Origin of the sequence: Fluoribacter dumoffii NY 23, from assembly GCF_000236165.1 — a bacterium.
Classification (GTDB): Bacteria; Pseudomonadota; Gammaproteobacteria; order Legionellales; family Legionellaceae; genus Legionella; species Legionella dumoffii.
Genome location: NZ_CM001373.1, coordinates 2565436 through 2590429, shown reverse-complemented (window position 1 = coordinate 2590429; position 24994 = coordinate 2565436). Strand labels below are relative to the sequence as shown.

Sequence of the window (24994 nt, the reverse complement as noted above, 5' to 3'; positions counted from 1 at the left end):
ATGTAAAAATTAAAATTAAAAATGTAGATTACACAATTTTATTTACACTAAATTCCAGAATTCATGTATTAATAGCCCTATTGAAACTGCGACTACAATAATTTGAGTCCAAATACCACCTGGGACGATAAAAACAGAATGATGTTTTCTCCTGCCAAAATAACACATTAAAGCCGGTAAAAGTAGTAGCAAAATGATACAAAAAATACCGGCGTACCCTAAGGCGTGGATGTACGCCCCAGGATAATAAGTCACGATGAGCAGCGGAGGGGCGAAAGTGAGTAAAAATAACCCTAGCCCATGGCTCCCTCGTTCGCGTAATTTCAAACCATCGGCAAGAAAGCTATACAAGCACAAAGAAACACCAAGAAATGCAGTAAGCATGCAAATGGAAGTAAAGAAATTAAATAGGGCGCTAATGGTTGTGTTTTGCACTTTGTTCGAGAGCATACTGGCCAGCGCACTGGTAGTACGCGGATTGTGCATTAAGCTTTCAAGGTTTTGACTTCCCTCTGAAGGAAGAGCCCCCATAATCACCGCATCCCAAGCCAAATAACAGAATAAGGGAATTAAGGAACCAATAAAAATTACCCTTTTCAACTGCTTCACGTCATCGTCAAAATAATCTCTCAAATTGGGGACAATGATGGCAAATCCAAAAGAAGTAATTAAAATCATAATTGCACCGCCAATATATTGTATATTGCCATGATGCAAATGTTGTATTTCTATGTGGGGAGCAATAAGAAGAACCAACAAAAAATAAACTGCGAGTTTACCAAACATCAGACCGCGATTCACATAATCCACATAGCGAATTCCACCATAAACAACCAGGCCAAAAATAAGCGTAAACAATAAACTTGCTTGCCAATCTGCCAAATGCAATCCTATTTTAAAGAGCAGGCTATTTAAAACGTCAGCTCCCCCCGAAATATAGGCAGAAAGTAAGGTATAAAGTAAAAACAGATAACTTATCCAGGCAGCAAGTAAGCCATAATTCCCTAAAGTAGCATGGGCCATGGACACCATATGTTTGCCTCTGGGTAAATAAAGGTTGGCTTCCAGAATAAAAAATGCCCCTAAAGTCATGAATACCCAACAAAGAAATAAAAAGATTGATGATTGCCAAAATCCGGTAGCCGCATTGGCAACAGGCAAGGCAAGCATGCCTCCGCCTATGGAAGTGCCGACGATTAAAAGAATTCCCCCAATAAATCTTGAACGCATTAATTAGCCTTACTTTGTCGCATAAACAACTGGTGATGGTACTGGAGCAGGACAAGTTGCACAAGTCTTAGTACCATAACTATTGAACCATTGGATCTCAATGCGTCGATTAAATGCACTGCCATGAATCAAATTATTATCACCTACATCATTCTTATCACCATATCCTTCTGCCTTGAGCAGTTGGGCGGGGATATTATTAGCCCATAGAAAGGTAAGCATTGTTTCTGCCTGGGCCTGAGACATCAATTTTTTATGGCGGTCCGTACCTACATTATCGGTAAAGCCTGCTACATAAACAGGACTTAGCGGGTAAAATTTTAACAATCTTACAATATTTTCAAGACCTGGGTAACACACTTCATTAAGACGAGGGCTTTCAAACATAAAATATTTATCGACAGGTACAATTAAAGTCATCGTATCCCCGTACTGTACGTATTCGATATTTTCTTTGTTTAATTCTTTGATAATGCTGCGTCGGCTGGCTTTATTAAGCCCTACAATGGCCCCCACTGTGCCGCCGACTACTGTTCCTGCAAGAGCACCAGCTACATGACCCGTGGTTGCAGCACCTACCGCAGTTCCAACAACTGCGCCGGTAACCACTCTTTTGGGCATAGGGTGTACGGGTTTAAAATTATTATAAGGCGGATGAAAACAACTGCTTAGCAAACATGTAATTAAACCATAGCCGAGAATTCTTGTTTTAATTAATTTGAGTGACATGTTCACTCCCTTGTCCAGTGATTTTGTCATTATTAAACATCTGCTTAAATTTCGCAATTGTCACGTTCGACTCTTGAGTGATCGGGACATTTAAAAAATGAGGTCAATAGGCACAGCGAAAAGTGATGCAGAAGCATGGAACAACCTCATGCTTCTGATTTTCTCTACTCGGGTAAAGATCCACTATTGGAAAAATCTGGGTTAGAAACAACAGGAACTCTCTAGATTAACCTCTTCAACTGGAGTTGCATCTCTTTGTAGTTCTGGTTTAAAGAAATTGAACGACTTAATTAAACTCGATTCATTATTATATTCAGTATCATGGCGGCTGATAGAGCGGAATTCTGTGAGACATGCCAATGCTTTATAAGCTGCACCCAGCATTGCGCCAACAATGGTTATTCCTACTGCCACACCCAACAGAGGTTGGACAATGAGAACGGGGAGGGCGATACCGAAAATGCCAGCATACAAGGAAAATGCTGTAGCCGCATAGAACATTGCTTCAGCGGCCTTGGCAAGATCATGAAATATAACTTTAAGTTTTCTTGATTCAGAATTACTTCCTATTGCCTCCATTGCTTTTTGGGATGACAAAGTTCCATTTTTTACCTGAGTTAATTGTTCTACGAATGATTCATAGCGGGTTACAATTTCCTCTACTGTTTTTGCTGTGCTTGCTTTGGTGTAGGAGAGGTTATAATAAGCTTTTACTGCATTAATTTTTTGTTGGATTTTTTGATCCTGTTTTTGCTGATCACAAAGCGCTTGTAAGTCTTCGTCACACTTGTTTAAACGCCGTTCAAATTTACTATGATTAACAGGCATGATTCATCTCTTTGTTATATTATTATCGTATGAAAACTAAGGATTATAGCCATTCAATTTTTTGATATCATTGAATGGACTTTATGTCTTATATCATAATTCATGCACGTTCAACATAATAAAAAACCTTATTTTTTAACTCCTAATGGAAAATACTACTCTTCTACCTGAAAACGGCATAAATTTTGAAAATCACAATGTTGACAAATAGAGGCATTAGCGGGTTGGGGAGGACAGTAGCCCTCTTGGAATTCCCTAGATAAATCGGTCAATTGCTTTTGCCAAATCTCTCGATAATCTGCCCATGCCTCTTCTTTTTTTAAATGGGTAATTCCACTGACAGTTTGTTTTTCTTCACTGAGTCCCATGCAGCTAATTTTTCCTGATTTCAATTGCAGGAGTAAGAGGGTATTAATTTGCTCATCCAAAAGGGCATAAAGCAACAACTGGGATTCTTTAGGCCGGTCTTCATTCCAGGGTTTGCTGGGAGGAAGGCTGCTCTTATAATCAATCACCCATTTTTTATCTTCGACTTGATCCAGGCGATCTACGCGGACTTGAAATTCAAGGCCTGCCACAGGGATAGAATAAGAATGCTCCAAAGCTGTGACTGTAAAAGGTGATCTTTGTTTTTCCCATTCAAGACATGTCTGCACCAGCCGCTTTAAGCGAATGTACTCTAATTCCTGAATTGTATCCGGTAATCCGCAAGACTGTTTTTTAAGGGGCTCGAGGGCTGTTTTGATGGACTCGTCAATGTAGTGTTCCAGGACATCTGGAGCTGAATGCAGCAATTTGTGTTGGGTTTCCAGTTTTTGCCATAAAAGTTCCATCACCGCATGAATGATTTGCCCTCTTTTTTTATTATCCAATCCATCAGTTGTTTGCAGGGAAGGTTTAGCACGAAGCCTATGTTCAGCAAACGCTTTAAAAGGACATTTAGCTTGATTGGAGAGAATCGCTGTGCCTCCGTGAATGGATTCCTCAGCTAATAAAGGAACATGAAAGGATTCCTCTACAATCCTTAATTCAGGTAATTTTTTTAATTCAAAAGAGGTTGGTAACCGTTCCAATGGGGGGAAATCGATGATTAGGGAACAAGGTAAATTCGGGGTGTCGGCCTGTAACTGAGCATAGCTGAATACGATAGAATCAGCACTTTTTTGTAACCGTTGCAAGAGTCGGTAAGCAAATTGCAGTTCACGTACTGGGGAACTATGCGGCATGCCTAGTTCACGTTGCAGATGGGGCGGGATAAAAGCCGATAGATGCACCTTTTGCGGCAAACACTGATCCGTTAATCCCATAATCCATAAACTGTCAAACTCACATCCTGAGGCCTCCAGTAGCCCGCAAACCTGAATCGGTGCGCCTGTTTTTTGAGGTTGAAAAATAGTATCTTTTGTAAGATTTTGTACTATTTCAAGTATCTCGGCTTTGTTGAAGACCTGGGTTAGTAAAGCAAATTGCCTAAGCTCGTCAAAGACAGATATAAATCGGTTAAAGCACTGATAGTTTTCAGAGCTGAGAGTATAGTCTCCCGGGAACCCAAGAGTATTGAGACGTTTTTGAAAGAGATAAATCCATTCCTGAATCGTAGCTTCTTGAGGAAAAGGGGTTAGGTTTCTCAGTAAATCAGCGAGTTTTGGAACACGACTATCGAGATGGTCAATAAAACGGTTCACAGGAATCGAATAATTTTCCAGTAAGGTTTCCTCTTGCAAACATTCAGAGCGTGCGATGAATTCCTCTTTAGAGCCCAAGATATAGGGAGATTGGAGAAGCAAACTGGCTTGGTGTTGGCTTAAATAGGTCTCATCCAGGTTAAGCCAGCATAACGCGTGGGCTACCAAAGGAAAATCATTCAGGGATTGTCCCAGTGAAACATTAAAAGCGGCGGGTTCAAAATAATGTGCCAGGGTTCTCTGCAAGAAAGGAGATTCCTGCTCCAAATTCGGTACTACCACACCGATATGCTGATTCCCCGCATTTATTTTTAAATGCAGCCATTCTATAAGTTGCTGGTATTCTTCTTTATTATCCTGAGCTGCCAATACTTTAGTTAGAGAGCTTCGTTCCTCCACCTCATATTGATATTGATTAAAGCCTTTTTGAGTTAAATGTTCCTGTAAGAGTATTTGTTGAGGGGTAAAATCATCAAAGCAAACCCACACCACATTTTGGGAAAACAAGGAGCTATTCGCATGAATTAAATAGGGGATTAACTCATGTTCAGTGATAAAGTTTTGTGATTTTAATTGTTGCGCAAAAAATTGCCACCAGCGTTGGAATTGACGCGTTTGCCTTGTGTGCTCAAAGGCCGGATCATTTAAATCAATTTGCCACTGCAGGCAGTGTTCCCAAGAACTGATTACGGACTGAAGAAGACCCTCACTGTACGTTATCTCGGATTCTGCCTGAATTAGTTTTCGCCATAAATACTTACATTGAGCACTATTTAACAATATAGGGGGGTTAGCATGCGCCCCTGTCACATGGATTTGTTCAAAGGCTTTACTGAGAGCTACGCGAAAAGGCATGCAGGGCGGTTTTTCAATCGTTGATTTTTTGCTTTGGGCAAAATAATCCCGAAGCAGTGCTTCACTGAGTCGGTTGTTGGGGGTAAGCACTGTAGTTTTTTGAGTTAATAAAAGAAAAAGATGATCTTTGTCAGTGAAGGCATGCATCGGCATAAAATCCAGATCAATTGTAATGAATTGTACGTCGGGGGAGTAGTCTGCGAACCCGGTAGACAAAACATTCAACCTACAATTGGAGGGTTTAAGAGTAAAACGATTTTACTCAAGTTTTTTTGCGCTGCAAAGTACGAGTTTTTTGTGCGGGTTTTTTGGTTCGAGTTTTGGGTTTTGTCCTATCGGCAGCACTGACATATCGTGGCAAGCTATGACTGTCTCGCCTGTCAGTTCGCAAGATTTGATAAACGAATTGACCTCGCAAATAGATTGACGCCAGGCCGGAGGCAATGGCGAGTAAGAACCCAAAAAGAATATAACTGTAACCCAAAATCACCAAATAGGCATAAACAAAATCAGAAAAACTGTGTACAGGTAGCACTTGGCTGTTTGAGGTATCCATAGAGATCAGGAGACCCAAGTCAAAAAAGGGTAAAGAAAGCAACACCATTATAAAACCCAATAGAAAAGTTTTACGCTTATAAGGTCTTGGGCAATAGATAATTTTTTTCCCAAAGATAGCCCCTGTTGCTGAAGCTACGATCATTCCCAGAATAATTGCCATATGTAAAGGAACCAGTTCCTGAATGCCAATTGTGGTGAGGAATCCATTGATAAGAATAGTTCCCACAACAGACAATAATCCATAATAAACAGTTGCCAGCAGGCGTGGATTGGGAAAATTAAGTGCAGGATCTTGTTTATTCATTTGGCACTCCATAGCTCCACCTATATATATATTATTTTAGTATAAATATTGAATTACCGGAGGGTTTTATCTATTTTTTTATCATTAAAGTGATTCACTTATCCAGGAAACGACTTTCATTATGCGGGATGGTGTATCAATAAAATATTTTGTATATACTAGAAAAAATAATTATTGATTTTGATTATGAAAAAGTTAGGTCGTTTTATTTTAAAACTGTTTGGTTGGAAAGTAGTTGGCGAATTGCCACCAGATAAAAAATATATGGTCGTTGTAGCTCCACATACCAGCAATTGGGATTTTGCTGTGGGTTTGTTTGCGCGCTTTTCTGTAGGGGTAAAAATTAATTTTTTGGCAAAAAACCAGTTATTTTTCTTCCCTTTGGGCCTGCTCCTGAGGGCTTTGGGCGGAGCGCCAGTTGATCGATCTAAAAAGAACAAGACTGTAGACCAAGTAGTGGAAATATTTCGTTCCCGTGATGAGTTTAAACTTGCAATTACGCCTGAAGGGACTCGTGGACCAGTATCCCGATGGAAAGAGGGCTTTTATCACATTGCCTGCCAGGCTGGTTTGCCTATCGTGATGGTGGGACCTGATTATGCAACTAAGGAGCTGAGAATTCATGAGAAATTCCAGCCTACGGGCGATATTGATACTGATTTTCCAAAAATTCTTGAGTTCTTTCGTACAATCAAAGGGTGTTATCCAAAGGAAATCCCCCAATACCGTACCAAAAAATAAGGATAAAACAGGACAGCACAGCACAGCACAATTTATTTTCGCTGTGCTGGAATCTGATTAGGGTGAAGAGGACATCCCGCTCCCATTTTTCAATCCAATTTATTAAGCGTTTTTCTCATTTTTAACATCTTAAACTTATTCCCTTTGGGAAGGATGAAATATTCTGTCTCAACCATCTGGTAACCTCCTGAATGATAGAGTTTTACACCAGGTAATGTTGCCATCATTTCCATTTTTGTAAATCCTTGGAGCCAAGCCTGTTGTTCACAATATTCGAGAAGCATTTTTCCAAGTCCTTGTCGGGCATGGTCTGGATGAACGAAAAAAGCTCTTATTTTGGCATAGTCTGTTTTGGGGTTTAAAAATCCTTGCTCGCGTGAATTACACTGATCTCCTCCAAAAAGCGTTTTTCGTTTACTCCATCCCCCACAGGCCACGAGAGCCCCTTCTTTTTCTATTACATAGTAGGTTTGATCCATAACAAGCTCTCTATCTACCCCAAAAATAGACTGAATAGCCCCTTCAATTTCTTCCTTCGTATAGTCTTCTTGGCTTAATTCCCATGCTGATTGTTCAATGAGTTGATTTAACAGGCCTATTTCACCCACCTTTGCTGTTCTTATCATAAACGGTTCCTTTTAAGTCTTTTACATGAGGGCGAATTTACCATGAAATAAAAATAAATAAATTTTTAATTTAATGATGTTTTATTTCGTTTTATAATGAAAAATATGGTCTTTAGGGTAATATATGAAAAAGTATGACGAAAAAAGTGCATCAAGAAAAGCAGATGAACCGGCTCACCTTGATAAAATTGATAGAAAAATCCTGAACTTGTTGCAAAAAGACAACCAAATTACCAATCTCGCTCTTGCTGAAAAAGTAGGAATTTCTGCCCCCCCTTGTTTTCGTCGGGTAAAGCGATTACGTGATGAAGGGATCATTGTAAAAGATGTTTCTTTAGTTGATCCTTTTAGAGCAGGCCGTGGGCTTATCGTTTTTGCAAATATTACTTTAGAAAAGCAAAGAGAGGATTTATTGGCTCATTTTGAGCGCAAGATGGCAGAACAAGAAGAAGTCAAGCAATGTTATTTTGTCTCAGGAGAAACCGATTATTTACTTATTATTCATGTGGCAGATATGAATCATTATAATGAATTTGCCCGTAGAGTTTTTGCCAATGAAGCGAACATTAAAGTATTTCGCAGCAGCTTTTGCCTCAATCGCACCAAATACAACACCAATATCCATTTTGCAGAGGATTAAAATTAGGAGGAGTTTGGGTGCTTTGCACCCAAGGAAATATTCTTTACTTTTATTTTTTTAATATAGATTTTCCGGCATAAGGTAGTGAAGCCATTTCATTAATTCGCAGCAGTTGATTGTACTTTGCTATGCGATCTGTGCGGCACAAAGATCCGGTTTTAATTTGACCGCAGCCTGTAGCAACTGCAAGATCTGCGATAAAGGTATCCTCTGTTTCTCCTGAACGATGAGACATGACACAATGATATCCGTTTTGATGGGCTATTTGCATCGTTTGGCGGGTTTCACTTAAAGTACCAATTTGATTGACTTTGATAAGTATTGCATTGGCGATTTTTTGAGAAATGCCTTCTTGCAGGATTTTTGGATTGGTAACGAATACATCATCACCGACTAATTGAATTTTTCCACCTAATTGAGCAGTCAACTGTTTCCAGCCAGTCCAATCTTTTTCATCCAGTCCATCTTCAATACTTATGATAGGGTAGCTTGTAACAAGGTTATCATAGTAATCAATCAGTTGTGCTGCAGAAAATTTTTGATTTTCTGAAGCCATATGATACATGCCTTGATCATACAATTCAGATGCGGCAACATCCAGAGCGAGTACTATCTCATCACCTAATTTATATCCCGTTTTTTCAATTGCTTCACAAAGTAAGTCCAGAGCTTGGCGGTTGGATTTAATATTGGGTGCAAAACCTCCTTCATCACCCACTGCGGTATTTAATCCTTGTTTGTTTAAAACCGATTTTAAGCCATGAAAAATTTCAGCGCCCATTTGCAATGCAGATGGAAAATCCACAGCACCTACAGGCATAATCATAAATTCTTGGATATCCACATTATTATCTGCATGAGCCCCCCCATTTAAAATATTCATCATAGGCACGGGCATGCTCATTTTTTCACCCTGGTTTAAGGCAGCATAAAGCGGTAATTGATGCTCCCTTGCCCGAGCTCTGGCCGCGGCGAGCGATACTGCAAGAATGGCATTCGCCCCGAGGTGGGATTTATTTTCTGTGCCATCTAATTGACATAATCTATGATCCAAAGCTTCCTGATTTTCTACAGAAAAAAGGTGTAATGCTTGATTAATTTCCTGATTGACACGGGCAACAGCTTGTTGAACTCCCTTACCATGATAACGATTTGCATCATTATCACGTAGTTCACACGCTTCACGACTTCCAGTTGACGCACCAGAAGGAACACTGGCCCTACCCAGAGTTCCATTTTTTAAAATAACATCTGCTTCAACAGTAGGATTACCGCGAGAATCTAAAATTTCACGGGCCAGAATTTTTGTAATTTGCATGTTGAGTCCTGATTATGAATTAAAATAGTTCAATCCGAAAAAGCGGCACACTACAACCTTTTCAAAGTGCAAGTATTGTTTTGGTATGCATCAGCTTTGTCAAGGGATAGCTCGCCCTCCTAAAGTGACTTGCTCAAGATATTCATATTCTTTACTCGTCTCTTGGGATTGGCGATAACCAAAAAGTAAGCTTATCAATCTTTTAAACTGTGTAAATAAGGATTCATCCTTATTTTCTATATTTTTCTTATGCAGCATATTTTGCATTTTGCTCAGGATTTCCACGGGCAAATGGTTACCAGGGTGATCTAATAGTCTTTTTAACTCATAAATTCCCTGGGGAACAGATATTTTTTTTTCACCAATTGTTAATTTATGGCGGGAACCAAAATATCCTAATGCCCAGGGGGTAGTTTTTTCTTGCAGGGCTTGTGCGATTTTTTTATCCAGATAATGCTTAATTTTTAACAACAAATATGATACTGCTTCGTTTTCCTTTTCTGCAATAAAAAATTTATCCCCTTCGGTTTGAGCCTGCAATTTTAACTCAGCAAAAATAGTGGGGGTTGCAAAACTATATTCACGTTTCATTAAAATTAAAGCCAGTAATTTTACAATTTCGGCATCTTTATGGGTAATTTGCGTGAATTGAGAACTGGTTATTTTGGCACTGAGTTCGGGAGTTTGGGCAATGAGTAATGCAGAAGATTTGTTTTTTATTGCCTCTTCAAATAATTCGCCTGGATTTAAAGAGCATAAGCGTTTGAGGGATGTTGTTTTGGCGAGTTGGGATTGTATTTCTTGAAGGTAGGAATTAAGTCTTCCGAGTTCATTTTTTATTCTCGACTGTAAAGCATCTCCATCCTCTCCATATGCTTCTACCTCTTTAAGGATTCCTGCATCTGTTGCGATCTGCTTATTCGTCTCTTCGATTATCTTTCCGTAATATAGAATAAGCGCATCATAATTATTTTGTAATCCTTCAATTTGTCTTTTAGCGTTGGCTCTGAAAAAACCACAGTCCAGAGTAAACTTGGAAAACTGATTTTTTAAATCATTCAAGCTCGGTTTTGTAGTTGTCAAATGGGAATAAGCTTCATTTTTAAAATACATTTTTAATCCCTTTTCATGTAAAAAAGAATCATATCAAAAGGATTTTAATAATACACCCAATTATTAAATGCCTTGGAAGGCTTCGTAACCTGGCTACAATTACCGCAATTAAAAACTGACTGCACCGAGTTTCATTAAGGCTTGGGTTAGGGGAAGCAAAGGTAAACCCAGGATAGTATCTTCATTTCCCTGAACTTCTTTAAACAACCACTTACCCTGGTTCTCATAATGATAACTTCCGCAACTTTGGTAAGGTTTTTCACTTTGCAAGTAGGCTTCTATTGTTTTTTCGCTTAAATGATGCAGGGTCAAATAGGCTGTTTCATGGTGTTGCCAGAGTATCTCGTTATTTTTTGCAATACAGAGGCAGCTCACTTGCAAGTGCTCTTTACCACTTAATAGCCGTAATTGCTCTACAGCCTTAGAATGATGCAGGGGTTTGTTGAGTACTGTTTCACCCTGCAGGCAAAGTTGATCTGCACCAATAATAAAGTGCTCTGAATGATGCTGGCTAACCTCCAGGGCTTTACTTGCAGCCAAAATGTACCCTAAATCAAGGATGTTTTCTGATTGGAAGGAGTTTTTAATTTTCTCTTCGTCACAATGGGAGAGAATTACCGAGAAATCAATCCCAAGAGATTGCAGCAATTTGGATCTTATTGATGAGCCGGAGGCAAGGATAATGGGCTTTTGCTGGAGGAACTTAAGCATATATAGCTACCAGGGCCATAAGGGAAAAACCTATAATTACAAAACTGAAGTCCTTGAGATTACAACAGCGCTCTACCATAACACAACGCTCCAGACCATGAAGTGTTCCCAAATACAAGAAGGTTCCTGCTGAGGCGGCAATTAAAATGGGATCAAAAAGGGATTTGGTTTCAACACCATGGCCAAAATACCAACCCAGGTAGATACCAAGCGGAGTCATTAAGCTGAATAAAATAAAAAATATCAGACTGGTATTCATACTCATTGAGCTTTTATTCAGTTGAACTGCTATGGCAAAACTTTCCGCCCATTTATGGGTGATAATGGCCAGGAAAATCATGATGATCATGGAGTTATAATGCGCCAATCCCAAGGCAGCACCTAACATTATTGAATGAACAGACAGCATTCCCCAAGCGAGAAGGGCAAATGCAGGATGTTTTGTATTATGATGATAAAGTTCTTTCCCTAAATGCTCAAACCATAGAAAAATCAGAAATACCGCTCCCGTAATAATAAAAGCAAAGGGGTAATGGTAACCCAATTTTTTAAATAAAGAATTTGCATCTGGAAGCATATGCAATAATCCTGCTCCCAAAAAAACCCCCGTTGCCAGGGTTTCACCAACGGGAAAATCAATATGCTTGTCTTCTTTGATCCGTTTTCTAAAGGGATACCAGCCTGCCAGTAGGATGACAATAAAAATAGAAAATGCAAAAAATATCTTTAAACAGGTAGCTGATACCATTGTTTATCCTATTATTTATACTAGAATTTTTATAACTCATTGCAGTCTGGGTTCACCTCGCTATTTGCAGGGTATCATTCCCAGGTTTCAACCAGACGCAACAAAACCCCGTAGTTTAGTTGTGATACATGGACTCATGCAAGCTAAATAAACGTACTTCTACAATATCAGACTGTAATTTTAACGCCAGAATTACCCGCTCACGTAATTCTTGCCATTGGGTAAATCCTTCGTCACAGACTATATCAATCCCTATCGTCCCATCCAAATAATGTAAATTCCAAAATAAAATTTGCGGAAAATCAATACGAACTTCGTTGGCCAGCAGTTCTTGTAAAACTTTTCGACTTGGTAAATGCAAAGAGGGGCAGGAAGTCTCGTCATCTTCCGGATCAACATGAACAATCACATCGTTCACGCTCTCTATTTGCGCGATAAGGGCATGATGGACGTGTTGGGCAATGTAATGTCCTTCAGATACCGATATTCTTGGTGAAACTAAAATATGCACATCGATTAATACGTCCTCTCCCATGGAGCGACTGCGTAATTGATGAATTTTTTCAACTCCATCGACATTTTGGATTACTTCTTCAATCCGTGCTAACAGTTCCGGGCTGACCGCAGTGTCTACCAATTCTTTGACACTATTCCAGGCATAGTCCCAACCCATCTTGACGATCATCAAACCCACTATAATGGCAGCGGCAGCATCAAGATAACTGTAACCTGCAATGCTGCCGATTAAGCCAATTAAAACAACCAGGGAGGAAGCGGCATCAGAACGATGATGCCACGCGTTGGCAGTAATCAATTTAGAGTTTATGCGTTTTCCGATATGCAGGGTATAGTGAAATAAAGTTTCATTGCTCATTATGGAAATGCAGATAATAGGCAGGGTTAACCAATTGGGCATGTGATAACTAGAGTGAATCATGTCATATAATGAATCCCAGGCAATCCCCAACCCCGCAACAATAAGTAAAAGGGATAACAACAAGGTTGCTGCTGTTTCAATACGCTGATGCCCGTAAGGATGGCTGGCATCAGCATCCAGACTGCCGTATTTGGATGCAAATAAAACCATGGCATCGGTAATAAGATCCGATAAGGAGTGAACTCCATCTGCAACGAGGGCATGTGAATGAAAGAAATATCCGCCAAGGAGTTTGATGATGCCCAGAAGTGCATTCGAAACAGCTCCCAAAATCGTTACTTTTTTTGCTTGCCAGTATCTATCTTGTTGCATCATGTTATTTTTTTAATCATTTCAGAATAACGAATAAGTCTGCTCCGCCATTATATATTGTTACTTAAAAGTTTCGGAGCGAATTCACCTTTGTGCCTATTTAAGCATGGTTAAAAACTATTTTATATGAAAACTTTCATTAAGTTGAATTCTTCCGAATATAGGGTGCTTTTCTGGGCTATCGCTTATTTAAAGCGGATCCACAAGATATTACTCATATTACGCACAGGATTATCCACAGATTTTGTGGATAAATAATTTTGGATTAAAAAAAATTAATGATGCACCAGCTCGTACAAAACAGGGATTTTTAAACGGAATAAAACGTGTGGGTGTTTTAGAAAGCTATTAAATTTAGGAAGTTATTCACAGGGGAGGTATCGAGGGGAAAAAAATTTACTGGGGAATGGTAACAAAGAAAAAAATAAAAAAACATTCTTGACTAAGGTATTTTTTTAAAAAAATTGTATCATCATTCGATGAACATAGGGGAAGGGATTTGTAAAAGGTAAGTAGTAAAAACAAGGGATCGATATACTCACTTCCAAGGCACTTTGAAAAGTTATGAAGCAGCACCCAAACAGGCTTATTTTATATGGTGTTTTACATCATGTTCACAGGATTATCCACAGATTCTGTGGATAAATAATATTGGCCTGATTTTGAGAAAATAAGTGAAATAGCTTATAGAATAAGGATTTTGTTGCCTGTTAAAAGAATGTTTATAGTGATTATTGAATAGGAGCGGGGAAGTTATCCACAGGATGTGCTTGAACGAGCCGGAAAATATGCTTGCCTATCTTAGCAAAGAAAAAAATAAAAAACAGTCTTGACTTGAGCATTTGAGAAAAAAAAATTGCGGTAATTTATGATTACGGTGTGTTGGTTAAAATTGGTTCATTTTTATTTTTAAAATAAAGAAGAGAAATTTTTTCGAAATAAAATTTTAGAGGCACATTGGAGTATTATCCATCATGCTTTAAGCAAGCCGATTATTAAAGCGTTTTACATGATGTTCACAGAGTTATCCACAGAATTTGTGGATAATTAATTGCAGGGAAAGAGCATGGAGTTTTTTAAAAAAGTCGTTAATACATAAGATCTTTAAGTTAGGAAGTTGGAAATTGTAAATGGAAGATAAATTGGATTACCGGATTTTATCCACAAGGGACTCGTGATCATTTGAAAACCTGCCCGAACATATTAACAAAGAAAAAAATAAAAAACAGTCTTGACTCGCATAATTTCATTAAATAATTTTATCCTTGTAAAAATTGTTCAAAATCACCTAACCAGCGTTGGGTCAAATCATGGGCAGTTTCGGGTGAGCTCTCAACCAGTTGATTGGCTATCGAGGGCAAAAGCGGAAGAAGCTCGCGATCCCGTTGAATATTTGCAATTTTAAACTGTCGATAACCAGTTTGCCGCACTCCCAATATTTCTCCTGCTCCTCTTAACTCCATATCCTTCTCAGCGATAATGAATCCATCATTGGTTGCCCGCATTATCTTTAGACGTTCTGTACCTTGATGCGAGAGAGGCGATTGATACAATAAAATACAATGAGATTGGGTGCTGCCTCTTCCTACACGGCCACGTAACTGGTGGAGCTGAGATAAACCTAATCTTTCTGCGTTTTCGATGATCATCAAACTGGCGTTTGGGACATCAACTCCTACCTCAATAACGGTGGTAGCAACTAACAAATTAATTTCACCATTTTTAAATGCAGCCATTGTGGCTTCTTTTTCCAAGGGTTTCATTCGCCCATGAACTAATCCTACCCGGGCCCCAGGCACTTGGTCCTGCAATGAACGGGCTGTTTCAGTAGCTGCCATACATTGTAATTTTTCTGATTCCTCAATAAGCGTACACACCCAATAAATTTGTCTTCCATCCGCGATAGCAATTTCCAGGCGTTCGATGAGAGTTTCTCGTTTATTCTGATTTAATACTGCTGTAGCAATGGGGAGGCGCCCGGGAGGTAATTCATCAATAATTGAGATATCCAAATGAGCCAGGTGGGTCATGGATAAAGTTCTGGGAATTGGAGTAGCAGTCATTAGGAGTTGATGGGGAATCAGGTGCTCTTGTTGCCCTTTTTGTTGCAAAAGCAATCTTTGCTCCACCCCAAATCGATGTTGTTCATCGATTATGACCAAACCCAAACGGGCAAAATTCACGGTTTCCTGAAATAAGGCGTGGGTACCTATGATTAAATCGCAGCGATGCTCTGCCAGTGCTGCAAATACCAAACGTCGTTCGCCAAGTTTCATTTTTCCACTGAGCCTCAGTATTTTAATGCCTAAAGGTTCGAGCCAACGGATTAAATTCAGAGTGTGTTGCTCGCTCAATAAATCTGTTGGCGCCATAAAGGCAACTTGCTGCCTATTTGCAATCGCCTGTAATGCTGCCAGGGCGGCAATTATAGTTTTTCCTGCCCCTACATCTCCTTGCACCAAACGCAGCATAGGTTTTGTCTGGTTTAAATCCTGGCTTATTTCCTGGATTACCCTTTGCTGTGCTTTAGTGAGCTTAAATGGAAGTAAATCTAAAAATCGTTGATTCAATTCTTGATCTGCAGGTAATGCGACGGCATGAAGGGCTTGTCGTGATTTTCTGGCAAATTGCATACTCAGGCGTTGTGCTAATAACTCATCAAAGACCAGGCGTTTCAGAGCTGGATGCTGACCTTGCTCTAAAGAGTGCACGGAAATATCGGGAGGAGGGTTATGTAACAGTTGAATTGCCTCATCTATTGCAACAAAGTTATAGGCACGCAATTGTTCTGCACTCATCCATTCTAATTGTTGAAGCTCTTGTTCGCAACTTTTCAAGGCAATATTTACCAATTGCCTTAATCGTGTTTGGGTCAATCCTTGCGTACTTGGGTAAATGGGTGTAAGTGTTTCACTGACCTGAAACTCATGCTCCTCATCAAGTAACTGATATTCAGGATGGGTCATGGTGAGGGTATTATTGAATTCACGAACTTCCCCGAAAGCATGTATCATCGTGCTGTTTTTTAAGTTATTGATTTGACTTTTATTAAAGTGAAAAAATTGAAGTTTTATTATTCCCGTTTTATCTTCAACATAACAATGCAACAGGGGACGTTTACCGGTTTTGATTTCCGTTTTACACACGCGTCCGGCAATGACACACCATTCATTGGGCCGTAAATCCTGGATGGGGGTGATCCGAGTTCTGTCCTGGTAACGAAAAGGTAAATGGAAAAGCAAGTCACGCACCGAATGGATGCCACATTTAGCCAATTTGGCGGCTAGCATTGGCCCGATTCCAGTTAGCGATTCACATGGATTAGATAACACGCTGGCATTGATGTTAAGAAATTGATACTTAAGTGTAACTCATAGTTTGTGCAGGGACAATTTACACTTTTTTAGCCACTCGATTTACCAGGGTATTTAAACCTTTTCATATGGTGCAAAAAAGCGCATAATAGCATCATTTTTTGATGGAAAATTGAGTAGCATGAAACATACTGTAGAGCAGCTTTTAAAACAGGCTTTAATGTCATTACAAAAATCGGGTGAAATACCTGCTGATTTGGATATTGAGGTTAAGGTAGATCGTACAAAAGATTCCGCTCATGGTGATTATGCCAGTAATCTGGCCTTGATTTTAGCAAAGCCATGTCGCCAGGCTCCCCGCAAAATAGCAGAACTTTTGGTTCAGGTTATTCCTGTCGATTCCGCTGTGGAAAAAATTGAAATTGCTGGGGCAGGATTTATTAATTTTTTCATACGCAGCAGCTCTCGTGCCCAAATAATTGGTGAAATTCTGGATAAGGGTGAGCGTTTCGGGCGAAGTACTATTGGCCAGAATCAAAAAGTATTGGTGGAATTTGTTTCGGCTAACCCGACAGGTCCTTTACATGTAGGGCATGGCAGAGGGGCTGCTTTCGGCGCTACTTTAGGAAATGTTTTAAAGGCCGCAGGATACGATGTCACTTTGGAATATTATGTAAACGATGCGGGTCGGCAAATGAATATTCTTGCTGCCAGTGTTTGGTTACGCTATCTTGAGCTTTCGGATGAACCTGTTGTTATTCCTGCCAATGCGTATAAAGGGGACTATGTTTCTGAAATAGCCCAGGAGTTTTGGGCCGAGCACGGTAAGGAATATGTACGTCCATGGAGCATTGTCATTGAAGGTTTGCCCCTTGATGAACCTCATGGTGGAGACAAGGAAATTTATATTGATGCATTGGTTACTCGTGCAAAACACCTTTTGGGAGCAGAAATTTTCGCTCTATTCCATCAACATGCACTCGATACTGTTCTTGACGATATTAAGGAAGATCTCGCCGAGTTTGGTGTGAATTATGACAGTTGGTTTTCCGAGCAGTCTCTATTCGAAGACGGCTCTATTCAAAAAGGTATCCAGGCCCTGAAGGACAGTGGTCATACTTTTGAAAAAGAAGGTGCCCTTTGGTTTAGGGCGACTGATTTTGGCGATGAGAAAGATCGGGTCTTGGTGCGGGCTAACGGCCATACCACTTATTTTGCATCTGATGTCGCTTACCATTGGAATAAATACGACAGGGGATATGACCGCGTCATTGATATTTTTGGTGCAGACCATCATGGCTATATCACGCGCCTGCGTGCTGTAGTTAATGCCTTGGGACATGATGAAAGTGCACTTGATGTATTACTCGTGCAATTTGCTATTTTATATCGTGGTTCTGAGCGGGTACAAATGTCAACACGCAGCGGTTCTTTTGTTACTTTAAGGGAGTTGCGCAAAGAAGTGGGGAATGATGCGGCACGCTTCTTTTACGTGGCGCGCAAGTCAGAGCAACATATGGATTTTGATTTGGATTTGGCTAAATCGGAATCCAGTGATAATCCGGTTTATTATATTCAATATGCTCATGCAAGAATTTGCTCTGTATTAAGACAATTGAAGGAACGGGGTTTATCCTGGGATAAGGCAATCGGTCTAAAACATATCGACTTGCTGGATCAGTCTCATGAAGCGAATTTGATTTCACTGATTGGACGTTACCCCGAAATTGTCGAGTTGGCAGCTGCCCATTGCGAACCTCATCAAGTGGCTTATTATTTACGTGAAGTAGCCAATGGCTTGCATAGTTATTATAATGCTGTGCCGCTTTTGTGTGAGCAAGAGCAATTGCGATGTGCCCGTCTTTGTTTGCTCGAAGCGGTGCGACAGGTATTAATGAATGGTTTGGACCTATTGGGCGTATCAGCTCCTGAGAGTATGTGATGGCAAGAGAATATGGTAACAGGCGTTCTTCACGATCGCGCGGCGGTGCACCACACCAGCTGCTAGTGATTACGGTTACTTTTATATTGGGTTATTTAACCGCTTCTTTTTTTGACTTTCAAACACTGAGTCACTGGGTCAATGATCAGGTTTTGGCGCACAATGAAATAAAAAAGGAACCTTCAAAATCAGAGCCGCGCCATGCCGCAGTGATTCCCCCCAAACCAAAGTTTGAATTTTATACTTTGTTAACTAATGAAAAAGTTCCTAGCTCCCAATCAAATCCTAACACTGCAGCTGCAGCCCAACCAGCTTCTTCAAATGGCACTACACCGGCAGCTACTGCTGCTTCAGTTTCTGCAGTAAACCTGAAAGCTGCAGCTGTGAATAATGCAAACGCTACACCCCCCGCAACGGCACCCATGAAACAAAATATCTCTAAAGCGCCACTGTCTGTTACTGGTAATAAAACCATGGCAAAATCGGACGCATCATCAACTGCGCAAGGGAAATTCTTGGTGCAAGTGGCTTCATTTAAAGCACGTAAAGATGCAGAACAAATGAAAGGTACATTAATCTTAAAAGGATTTAGTGCTTATATAATTCCTGTAAGTCATGCTGTAAAAGGCAATTGGTTCCGGGTGGTGGTAGGGCCTTATTCTAATCGCGCACTTGCTCAACAAGCCCAAATAGTTTTAGCCAAAAATGAACGGCTGAATGGAATGGTTACAAGCGCTGGATAAGATTTTTATGAAAACAGCCCTGGACTATGAAGGAAACCAGGGTGCTGTTTAACGTCTTACAATGACCTGAATGTTTTGTGCATTCTTGATTGCATGTGGTTTGCTAATTCCTACCGTAACTTGTGATGGAGTAAATTGTTTTTTAATTAATTCTGCAACTTCGTTGGCAACTGTTTCAATGAGTTGAAATGATTTTGATTCCACATAACCGGTAACGCTTCTACACAGTGCTTCGTAGTCCAAAGTTTTAGCCAAATCCTCCTGACAGCTACTGAAATCAGCATCAATACTGATATCAATTAACAGCTGCTGGTTAATGCGTTGCTCCCATGCATAAACACCAATTCTAGTGCTTACATTTAAGCCTTTGATATTTAAGGTATCCAATATTATTCCTGCTTTTGCAAATCATTTGTTGGGGATTTTATCTAAAAAATTGTCCTCCTGTACAGTGAGGCATCATGGAAATCTGTGGCCCCGGGGTAGTAAACCTATACCGAAAACCACGACTTTAATGCAGTGCAGGGATGAAAACAGATATTCAATCGGCAAATAGCTACACCTCCAGCACTTTGCTCTCAGTATAATGTTCCTGATTTTCTGTATTCGTCCCGGAAAACAGGTGTGCCAGTTTATCATAGCCAATCAGAGGGATTGAGAGGGCGAGCAATAATGTTAAACCAACGACAGTTTTGCTTAGTAAAATTGGCGCGGCAACGCTACCTGCTATGACTCTTAAAGAGGTATGGATCTCTTCATTCACAGCAACGCGCCATAAGTAGGTAGCTAAAGTTGGTATTAAGGTCAAATCCAATAAACCAAAAGCCGGCACCCCTGAGTATTCATCATCAAACTGTTTTCCGGTAATCACATGATAAGCACTTTCAAATCGCTCTGCTAGGCTTGTTGAAGGCGAAAATAATAACCGTAAATGACGGTACCGATTTTCACTTATAAATTGCCCTATACTTTTGACGCTGAAGGATTCCCTGTCTTTTTTATTTAAAATTTGCGTCTGAATCTGCTTCTCATCAGTACTCAAATAAATTCGGGGTATGATTTTCTCATTTTCCTCAGCCTGTGGCACAGGAAATTTATACTCAATGGCCCCGGCAATTAATCGTCCCATAACCTTAGAGCCTTGTTCATTTGGTTCAATCTGCAGTGTATGCTTGCCGCCTAAAGGATTTAATGAAGAAGTGGTATCAACAAAGACCAGTTCTTTTTCTTTAGTAGCTGCATAAGCCAAAATTTCCCGGTACAGCTCATTCATCGTTTCTTCCACTACCGTAAATGGGGCTCGTCCTTGTCCCTCTGCGCGTGCCAGGTGTGAAAACCCGGTATAAATAAAATAGGGAGTTAATTGGGTAATGGAAGGATAATATTGAGAGATGAGGACGATACGACTCAATTGAGGGTTGTTCTCAATTAAGTCATCAATAATTTTTTTATAATCATTCAATATTTTTGCTTTTACCTGTTCAAAAGCCAAACGGATGGCAGGTTTTGCATTTTTGGGTGTGATTCTTAAAAGAAGCTGGGGATAATTGAGTTCATCCATCAGGATTTCCGCCAGAGCCTCTCTATAATTATTACCGCCCACACTAATCACCACAACCTCGGGATGCCATGCTGTAACCGCATTTAATTGATGTACTTTGGAATCATTATGATCTTCATCTGCTGGGAGAACCTTGGCCAATGAGCATTCAGCGGTTAAATCCTCAGTGGTAGCGCCATCGACTGCAAAATTGGCTATCTCATAAGATCCAGAGGCATCATGATGAGCCAAGGCTATTGCTGTTTGATGGGTAACGGTGTTTGTTTTATTTAGATAGGATTTTTTTTTATTTACCCAGAATCCATTATCCAGGGTTGAATCACCGATTAAAGCAATTTTTCTGGGTGGTGTTTCAGGACTACCAAACACCTGTTTTAATCGGCCAGTGTTCTGCGGATATCCTGCTCCGATTGATTCTGAAGAATTTTTAATTAATCCCATAATAAACTCTAGTTTATAAAATTGGCTCAGATTATGTTTCCATGTTTGTTACGGAGTCAATTCAAATAATTCTTTTATTTTAGGAGTGGATATTTCTGTAAATATGTTAGCATTAGTACATTTTTTGGATGACGGAATAATACGATGTATGATTTAGGCCAATCTTTATTCTTACGGGCTTTAAGACGGCAACCTGTTGAAAGGACTCCAGTATGGATGATGCGTCAGGCCGGGCGTTATTTACCAGAGTATCGAAAGACCAGGGAACAGGCGGGTGATTTTTTAAGCCTTTGCAAAAATCCTGAGCTTGCCTGTGAGGTGACATTACAACCTCTCCGTCGCTATGCACTGGATGCGGCGATTTTGTTTTCTGATATTTTGACAATTCCGGATGCCATGGGCCTGGGACTTTATTTTGCCGAGGGCGAAGGACCTTGTTTTTTACATCCGGTACAAAATGTAGATGCGATAATCAATTTACAAGTCCCTGAACCGGATTCTCTAGCTTATGTTATGAATGCGGTGCGTTTAATCCGCCAGGAAATGCCAAAAGAACTTCCCCTGATAGGGTTTTCAGGCAGTCCATGGACCTTAGCCTGTTATATGGTTGAGGGTAAAAGCACAAGAGAATTTAAACGTATTTTGCATTTGATTTATACCGAAAGTGAAGCAGCCCATATTTTGTTGAGCAAGCTAGCGGAATCTGTCGCAGACTATCTGCTGGAACAAATCAAGGCTGGGGTTAATTCGGTCATGCTCTTTGATACTTGGGGCGGGATTTTAACCCCGGAAAATTACCAAAATTTTTCCCTCCAGTATATGCAGAAAATCGTCCGGCAAATAAAAGCCAACCACCCCGAAATCCCGGTAATTTTATTTACTAAAGGAGGAGGGCAATGGTTAGAAAAAATGGTTCTGACTGGTTGTGACGCCTTGGGAATCGATTGGACTTGTGATATAGGTGAAGCACGGCGGAGAGTAGGTGATAAAGTTGCACTGCAAGGAAACCTTGATCCCGCTGTATTATTGACTTCAAAAAAATGCATTCGGGACCAGGTGAATAAGGTACTGACATCCTATGGAGCGGGTTCAGGACATGTATTCAATCTGGGGCACGGGATTACCCCTGATGTACCCCCAGAGCATGTGGCGGCCATGATTGAAGCCGTCCAAGAATTTAGTCCTTTTTATCATCAACAGTAAAAATCAGAAGCTAGCCTGGCCTGGGTTTTGACCAGGCTAAAGAAGTGTTTCTCAAAAAATAATCCCACCTGGTGGAACGAGCCTGTAGGTGAGAAATTTAGCAACTGAAAATTCAAACAGTTGCCAAGCTGGCGTTCTTGTCCTCGACAATCATTCCTTCGCTCTAAACTGCCTACTCAATTGAATGGCCATCTCAATCGATTGTTCATAATTAAGCCGAGGGTCTACCAGGCTATGATAGGCTTTCTTCAGATCATCTGCTGATAATCCACGGGCGCCGCCAATACACTCAGTCACATTATCCCCGGTAAGTTCGAAATGAACGCCTCCCAGATAACTGTCCATATCCCGATGGATTTCCAAAGCCTGTTTCAACTCCAAAAGGATATTGTCAAAATGGCGGGTTTTAATGCCATCAACCGTCGTTTCTGTGTTTCCATGCATGGGATCGCAAGACCAGGTTACCGGAATCTTTGTCTTTCTCACTGCCTCAATAAGAGGAGGGAGCATTTTATCTATATGTTGTGCCCCCAGTCGAGTAAACAACAACAGGCGTCCTTCTTCGCGTTGAGGATTTGCCCTGTTTAATACTTCTTCCAGCCATTCAGGAGTGGCTCCCGGGCCAATTTTGATGCCAATGGGATTTTCTACACCACGTAAAAACTCCAGGTGTGCGCTGTCAATTTGGGCGGTACGCATCCCAATCCAGGGCAGATGGGTTGAGAGGTTATACCATAAACCATCTTCCATTTGACGAGTTAATGCTTGTTCATAATGTAAGTGCAATGCCTCATGAGAAGTGTAAAAATCGACTTTGGATAAATTACTGGATTGAATGCCCCCAATGGTATCCAGAAAGTCCAACGCATCGGCAATTGAATTAACAAGAGTCTGGTACTCTTCTTTTTGTTTTGAATGTTCAACAAAACCTAGATTCCATTGGTGAGGATGATTAAGGCTTGCAAAACCGCTGTCGAGCAAACTGCGGATAAAATTCAAGGTGATGGCTGAACAATTGTACGCTTGTAACAAGAGTTTCGGATTAGGTTCACGTGCTTCCCGGGTAAATTCCGGGGAGTTGACCAGATCGCCACGATAGCTGGGTAATGTAATCCCTTCGATTGTTTCATAATCTGAGGATCGTGGTTTTGCATATTGGCCGGCGATTCGTCCCACACGAATAATCGGTTTTCGCAACCCGTGCAATAAAATTAAACTCATTTGCAAGATAATTTTTAACTTATTGCTGATAATTTCTGAACGGCAATCATTAAATGATTCAGCACAGTCGCCGCCTTGAAGAATAAAAGCTTCTCCGCGCCCGGCACGTGCAATTTCATTTTTTAAATTTTTTACTTCACTACTGGTGACTAGCGGAGGTAAAAGGCTCAGTTGCCCTACAATTTTATTTAACTGTTCCTTATCAGCGTAAGTTGCAGATTGTAAATAAGAATACTGGAGCCAGGAGGTAGGCGACCATTTTTGCATAAAAAAAACCTATGTAACTTTTTTGAGTCTAAGTATGGAATAAATGAACACATACTGCAAGCTGCCTTTCCCTATTTTGGCTTCTTTCCTATAAGGTATAAATGTCGGCAAACTCCCAGAAGGGCTTTGCAAATCCTGTGGGATCCTGAGATCTGTAAAAATAAATAAACTTAAAGACTTGAAATCTTAGCAGCTGCCCCCATCTCTCGTGTTCACATTGCTAGGCTGTGGAGAGGAGTAATTCAATGAGTAAACAAGATAAAAAAAATTGGCATCAGTTTAAAGAAGAACATCAACATGAAGAACATCAACATGAAGAACATCAGTCTAAAAAGGCAAAAAAAAACGAGGAGCATGAGGATTCATTAGATTTATCTGAAGAAATAGCGCATCCAGAACCTTCGCTGGCTCATCCCGATTATAAGGAATTAAGTGATAAATTAACTGCAGTGGAGCAGCAGGCCCATCAAAATTGGGAAAAAGCGGTGCGTGCTCAAGCGGAACTGGACAATGTACGCCGTCGTGCCGAGCGTGAGGTGGCAAATGCCCATCGTTATGGTGTTGAGAAGCTCATTACTGATTTATTACCCGTTATCGATAGCCTGGAACAGGCATTGCAATTGGTTATTAATGCGCAAGATGAATCGATGAAAGAAGGTTTAGAATTAACCTTGAAACTTTTTATGGACGTATTGAAAAAATTCGACGTGCAACAAATTGATCCTGCTGGTGCGCCTTTTGATCCACAGGTTCATGAGGCCATGTCAATGCAAGCTGCACCTGATGCCGAACCCAATACAGTGCTGGCTGTATTCCAAAAAGGATATAAGCTAAGCGATCGTGTAATCAGACCGGCACGTGTTGTCGTATCAAAAAAATAAAAATGTGAGGCTTATGGGGTTGAAATTAATGGGTTATGCCCCATATAAAAATCATCGCGGTAGAAATTACAATTTTGGAGCAAGAA

At 40.3% G+C, this 24994-nt stretch carries 21 protein-coding genes; 6 read left to right on the top strand and 15 right to left on the bottom strand.

Annotation, left to right across the window (positions count from 1 at the left end; translation table 11 throughout):
* Positions 1-42: 42 nt before the first annotated feature.
* From KYQ_RS11700 to KYQ_RS11680, 5 genes are all read right to left on the bottom strand, one after another.
* Positions 43-1230 carry an amino acid permease gene (locus KYQ_RS11700; RefSeq protein WP_010654450.1) on the bottom strand — a complete coding sequence of 396 codons (1188 nt, stop codon included), beginning with the start codon at positions 1228-1230 and terminating at the stop codon, positions 43-45.
* A gap of 9 nt (positions 1231-1239) precedes the next feature.
* Positions 1240-1959 (bottom strand): C-OmpA-like family protein CmpA, encoded by a 720-nt coding sequence (gene cmpA / locus KYQ_RS11695; RefSeq protein ID WP_010654449.1) that lies wholly within the window; start codon positions 1957-1959, stop codon positions 1240-1242.
* 201 nt (positions 1960-2160) lie between these two features.
* Complete coding sequence (locus KYQ_RS11690) at positions 2161-2787, bottom strand: DUF5638 domain-containing protein (protein ID WP_010654448.1); 627 nt, start codon at positions 2785-2787, stop codon at positions 2161-2163.
* Positions 2788-2942: 155 nt separating this feature from the next.
* Positions 2943-5474, bottom strand: coding sequence for a PD-(D/E)XK nuclease family protein (locus tag KYQ_RS11685; protein WP_010654447.1), 2532 nt, complete (start codon positions 5472-5474; stop codon positions 2943-2945).
* Between the two features lie 115 nt (positions 5475-5589).
* Complete coding sequence (locus KYQ_RS11680) at positions 5590-6189, bottom strand: hypothetical protein (RefSeq protein WP_010654446.1); 600 nt, start codon at positions 6187-6189, stop codon at positions 5590-5592.
* 186 nt (positions 6190-6375) lie between these two features.
* On the opposite strand from KYQ_RS11680, the gene KYQ_RS11675 reads away from it, so the two are divergent.
* Positions 6376-6930: a 1-acyl-sn-glycerol-3-phosphate acyltransferase gene (locus KYQ_RS11675; protein ID WP_010654445.1), complete on the top strand. Its 555-nt coding sequence runs from the start codon at positions 6376-6378 to the stop codon at positions 6928-6930.
* An 89-nt stretch (positions 6931-7019) separates the two neighbouring features.
* Here KYQ_RS11675 and KYQ_RS11670 read toward each other — a convergent pair whose 3' ends face one another.
* Entirely contained in the window at positions 7020-7556 is a 537-nt protein-coding gene (locus KYQ_RS11670; protein ID WP_010654444.1) for a GNAT family N-acetyltransferase, read from the bottom strand.
* 124 nt (positions 7557-7680) lie between these two features.
* Between KYQ_RS11670 and KYQ_RS11665 the strand changes: the two genes are divergently transcribed.
* Positions 7681-8196: an Lrp/AsnC family transcriptional regulator gene (locus KYQ_RS11665; RefSeq protein WP_010654443.1), complete on the top strand. Its 516-nt coding sequence runs from the start codon at positions 7681-7683 to the stop codon at positions 8194-8196.
* Between the two features lie 49 nt (positions 8197-8245).
* Here KYQ_RS11665 and eno read toward each other — a convergent pair whose 3' ends face one another.
* From eno to recG, 6 genes are all read right to left on the bottom strand, one after another.
* The gene (gene eno, locus KYQ_RS11660; RefSeq protein ID WP_010654442.1) at positions 8246-9514 is read right to left on the bottom strand and encodes a phosphopyruvate hydratase; all 1269 of its coding nucleotides are present in this window, start codon (positions 9512-9514) and stop codon (positions 8246-8248) included.
* Positions 9515-9613: 99 nt separating this feature from the next.
* The gene (locus tag KYQ_RS11655) at positions 9614-10627 is read right to left on the bottom strand and encodes a hypothetical protein (RefSeq protein ID WP_019350119.1); all 1014 of its coding nucleotides are present in this window, start codon (positions 10625-10627) and stop codon (positions 9614-9616) included.
* 108 nt (positions 10628-10735) lie between these two features.
* A complete protein-coding gene (locus KYQ_RS11650; RefSeq protein WP_010654440.1) occupies positions 10736-11338 on the bottom strand; it encodes a Maf family protein in 603 nt (200 codons plus the stop codon).
* Positions 11331-12086 carry a ZIP family metal transporter gene (locus tag KYQ_RS11645; protein WP_010654439.1) on the bottom strand — a complete coding sequence of 252 codons (756 nt, stop codon included), beginning with the start codon at positions 12084-12086 and terminating at the stop codon, positions 11331-11333. Before KYQ_RS11645 ends, KYQ_RS11650 begins: the two co-directional genes overlap by 8 nt.
* Positions 12087-12201: 115 nt before the next feature.
* Positions 12202-13338 (bottom strand): cation diffusion facilitator family transporter, encoded by a 1137-nt coding sequence (locus KYQ_RS11640; RefSeq protein ID WP_010654438.1) that lies wholly within the window; start codon positions 13336-13338, stop codon positions 12202-12204.
* Between the two features lie 1256 nt (positions 13339-14594).
* The gene (recG, locus tag KYQ_RS11630) at positions 14595-16667 is read right to left on the bottom strand and encodes an ATP-dependent DNA helicase RecG (protein ID WP_029489039.1); all 2073 of its coding nucleotides are present in this window, start codon (positions 16665-16667) and stop codon (positions 14595-14597) included.
* A gap of 163 nt (positions 16668-16830) precedes the next feature.
* Between recG and argS the strand changes: the two genes are divergently transcribed.
* Positions 16831-18591, top strand: coding sequence for an arginine--tRNA ligase (argS, locus tag KYQ_RS11625; protein ID WP_010654436.1), 1761 nt, complete (start codon positions 16831-16833; stop codon positions 18589-18591).
* Complete coding sequence (locus KYQ_RS11620; protein ID WP_010654435.1) at positions 18591-19334, top strand: SPOR domain-containing protein; 744 nt, start codon at positions 18591-18593, stop codon at positions 19332-19334. Before argS ends, KYQ_RS11620 begins: the two co-directional genes overlap by 1 nt.
* 48 nt (positions 19335-19382) lie before the next feature.
* On the opposite strand, the gene folB is transcribed toward KYQ_RS11620, so the two are convergent.
* Both folB and KYQ_RS11610 read right to left on the bottom strand, forming a co-directional pair.
* Positions 19383-19721, bottom strand: a complete 339-nt coding sequence (gene folB / locus KYQ_RS11615) for a dihydroneopterin aldolase (protein WP_010654434.1) — start codon at positions 19719-19721, stop codon at positions 19383-19385.
* Between the two features lie 169 nt (positions 19722-19890).
* Positions 19891-21336 (bottom strand): SGNH/GDSL hydrolase family protein, encoded by a 1446-nt coding sequence (locus KYQ_RS11610; protein WP_010654433.1) that lies wholly within the window; start codon positions 21334-21336, stop codon positions 19891-19893.
* 144 nt (positions 21337-21480) lie between these two features.
* Between KYQ_RS11610 and hemE the strand changes: the two genes are divergently transcribed.
* Positions 21481-22539 carry a uroporphyrinogen decarboxylase gene (gene hemE / locus KYQ_RS11605; protein WP_010654432.1) on the top strand — a complete coding sequence of 353 codons (1059 nt, stop codon included), beginning with the start codon at positions 21481-21483 and terminating at the stop codon, positions 22537-22539.
* Between the two features lie 150 nt (positions 22540-22689).
* On the opposite strand, the gene KYQ_RS11600 is transcribed toward hemE, so the two are convergent.
* A complete protein-coding gene (locus tag KYQ_RS11600; RefSeq protein WP_010654431.1) occupies positions 22690-24027 on the bottom strand; it encodes a 3-deoxy-7-phosphoheptulonate synthase class II in 1338 nt (445 codons plus the stop codon).
* Positions 24028-24272: 245 nt separating this feature from the next.
* Between KYQ_RS11600 and grpE the strand changes: the two genes are divergently transcribed.
* On the top strand, positions 24273-24908 hold the full coding sequence (gene grpE / locus KYQ_RS11595; protein ID WP_010654430.1) for a nucleotide exchange factor GrpE: 636 nt from the start codon (positions 24273-24275) through the stop codon (positions 24906-24908).
* The last annotated feature ends 86 nt before the right edge of the window (positions 24909-24994 follow it).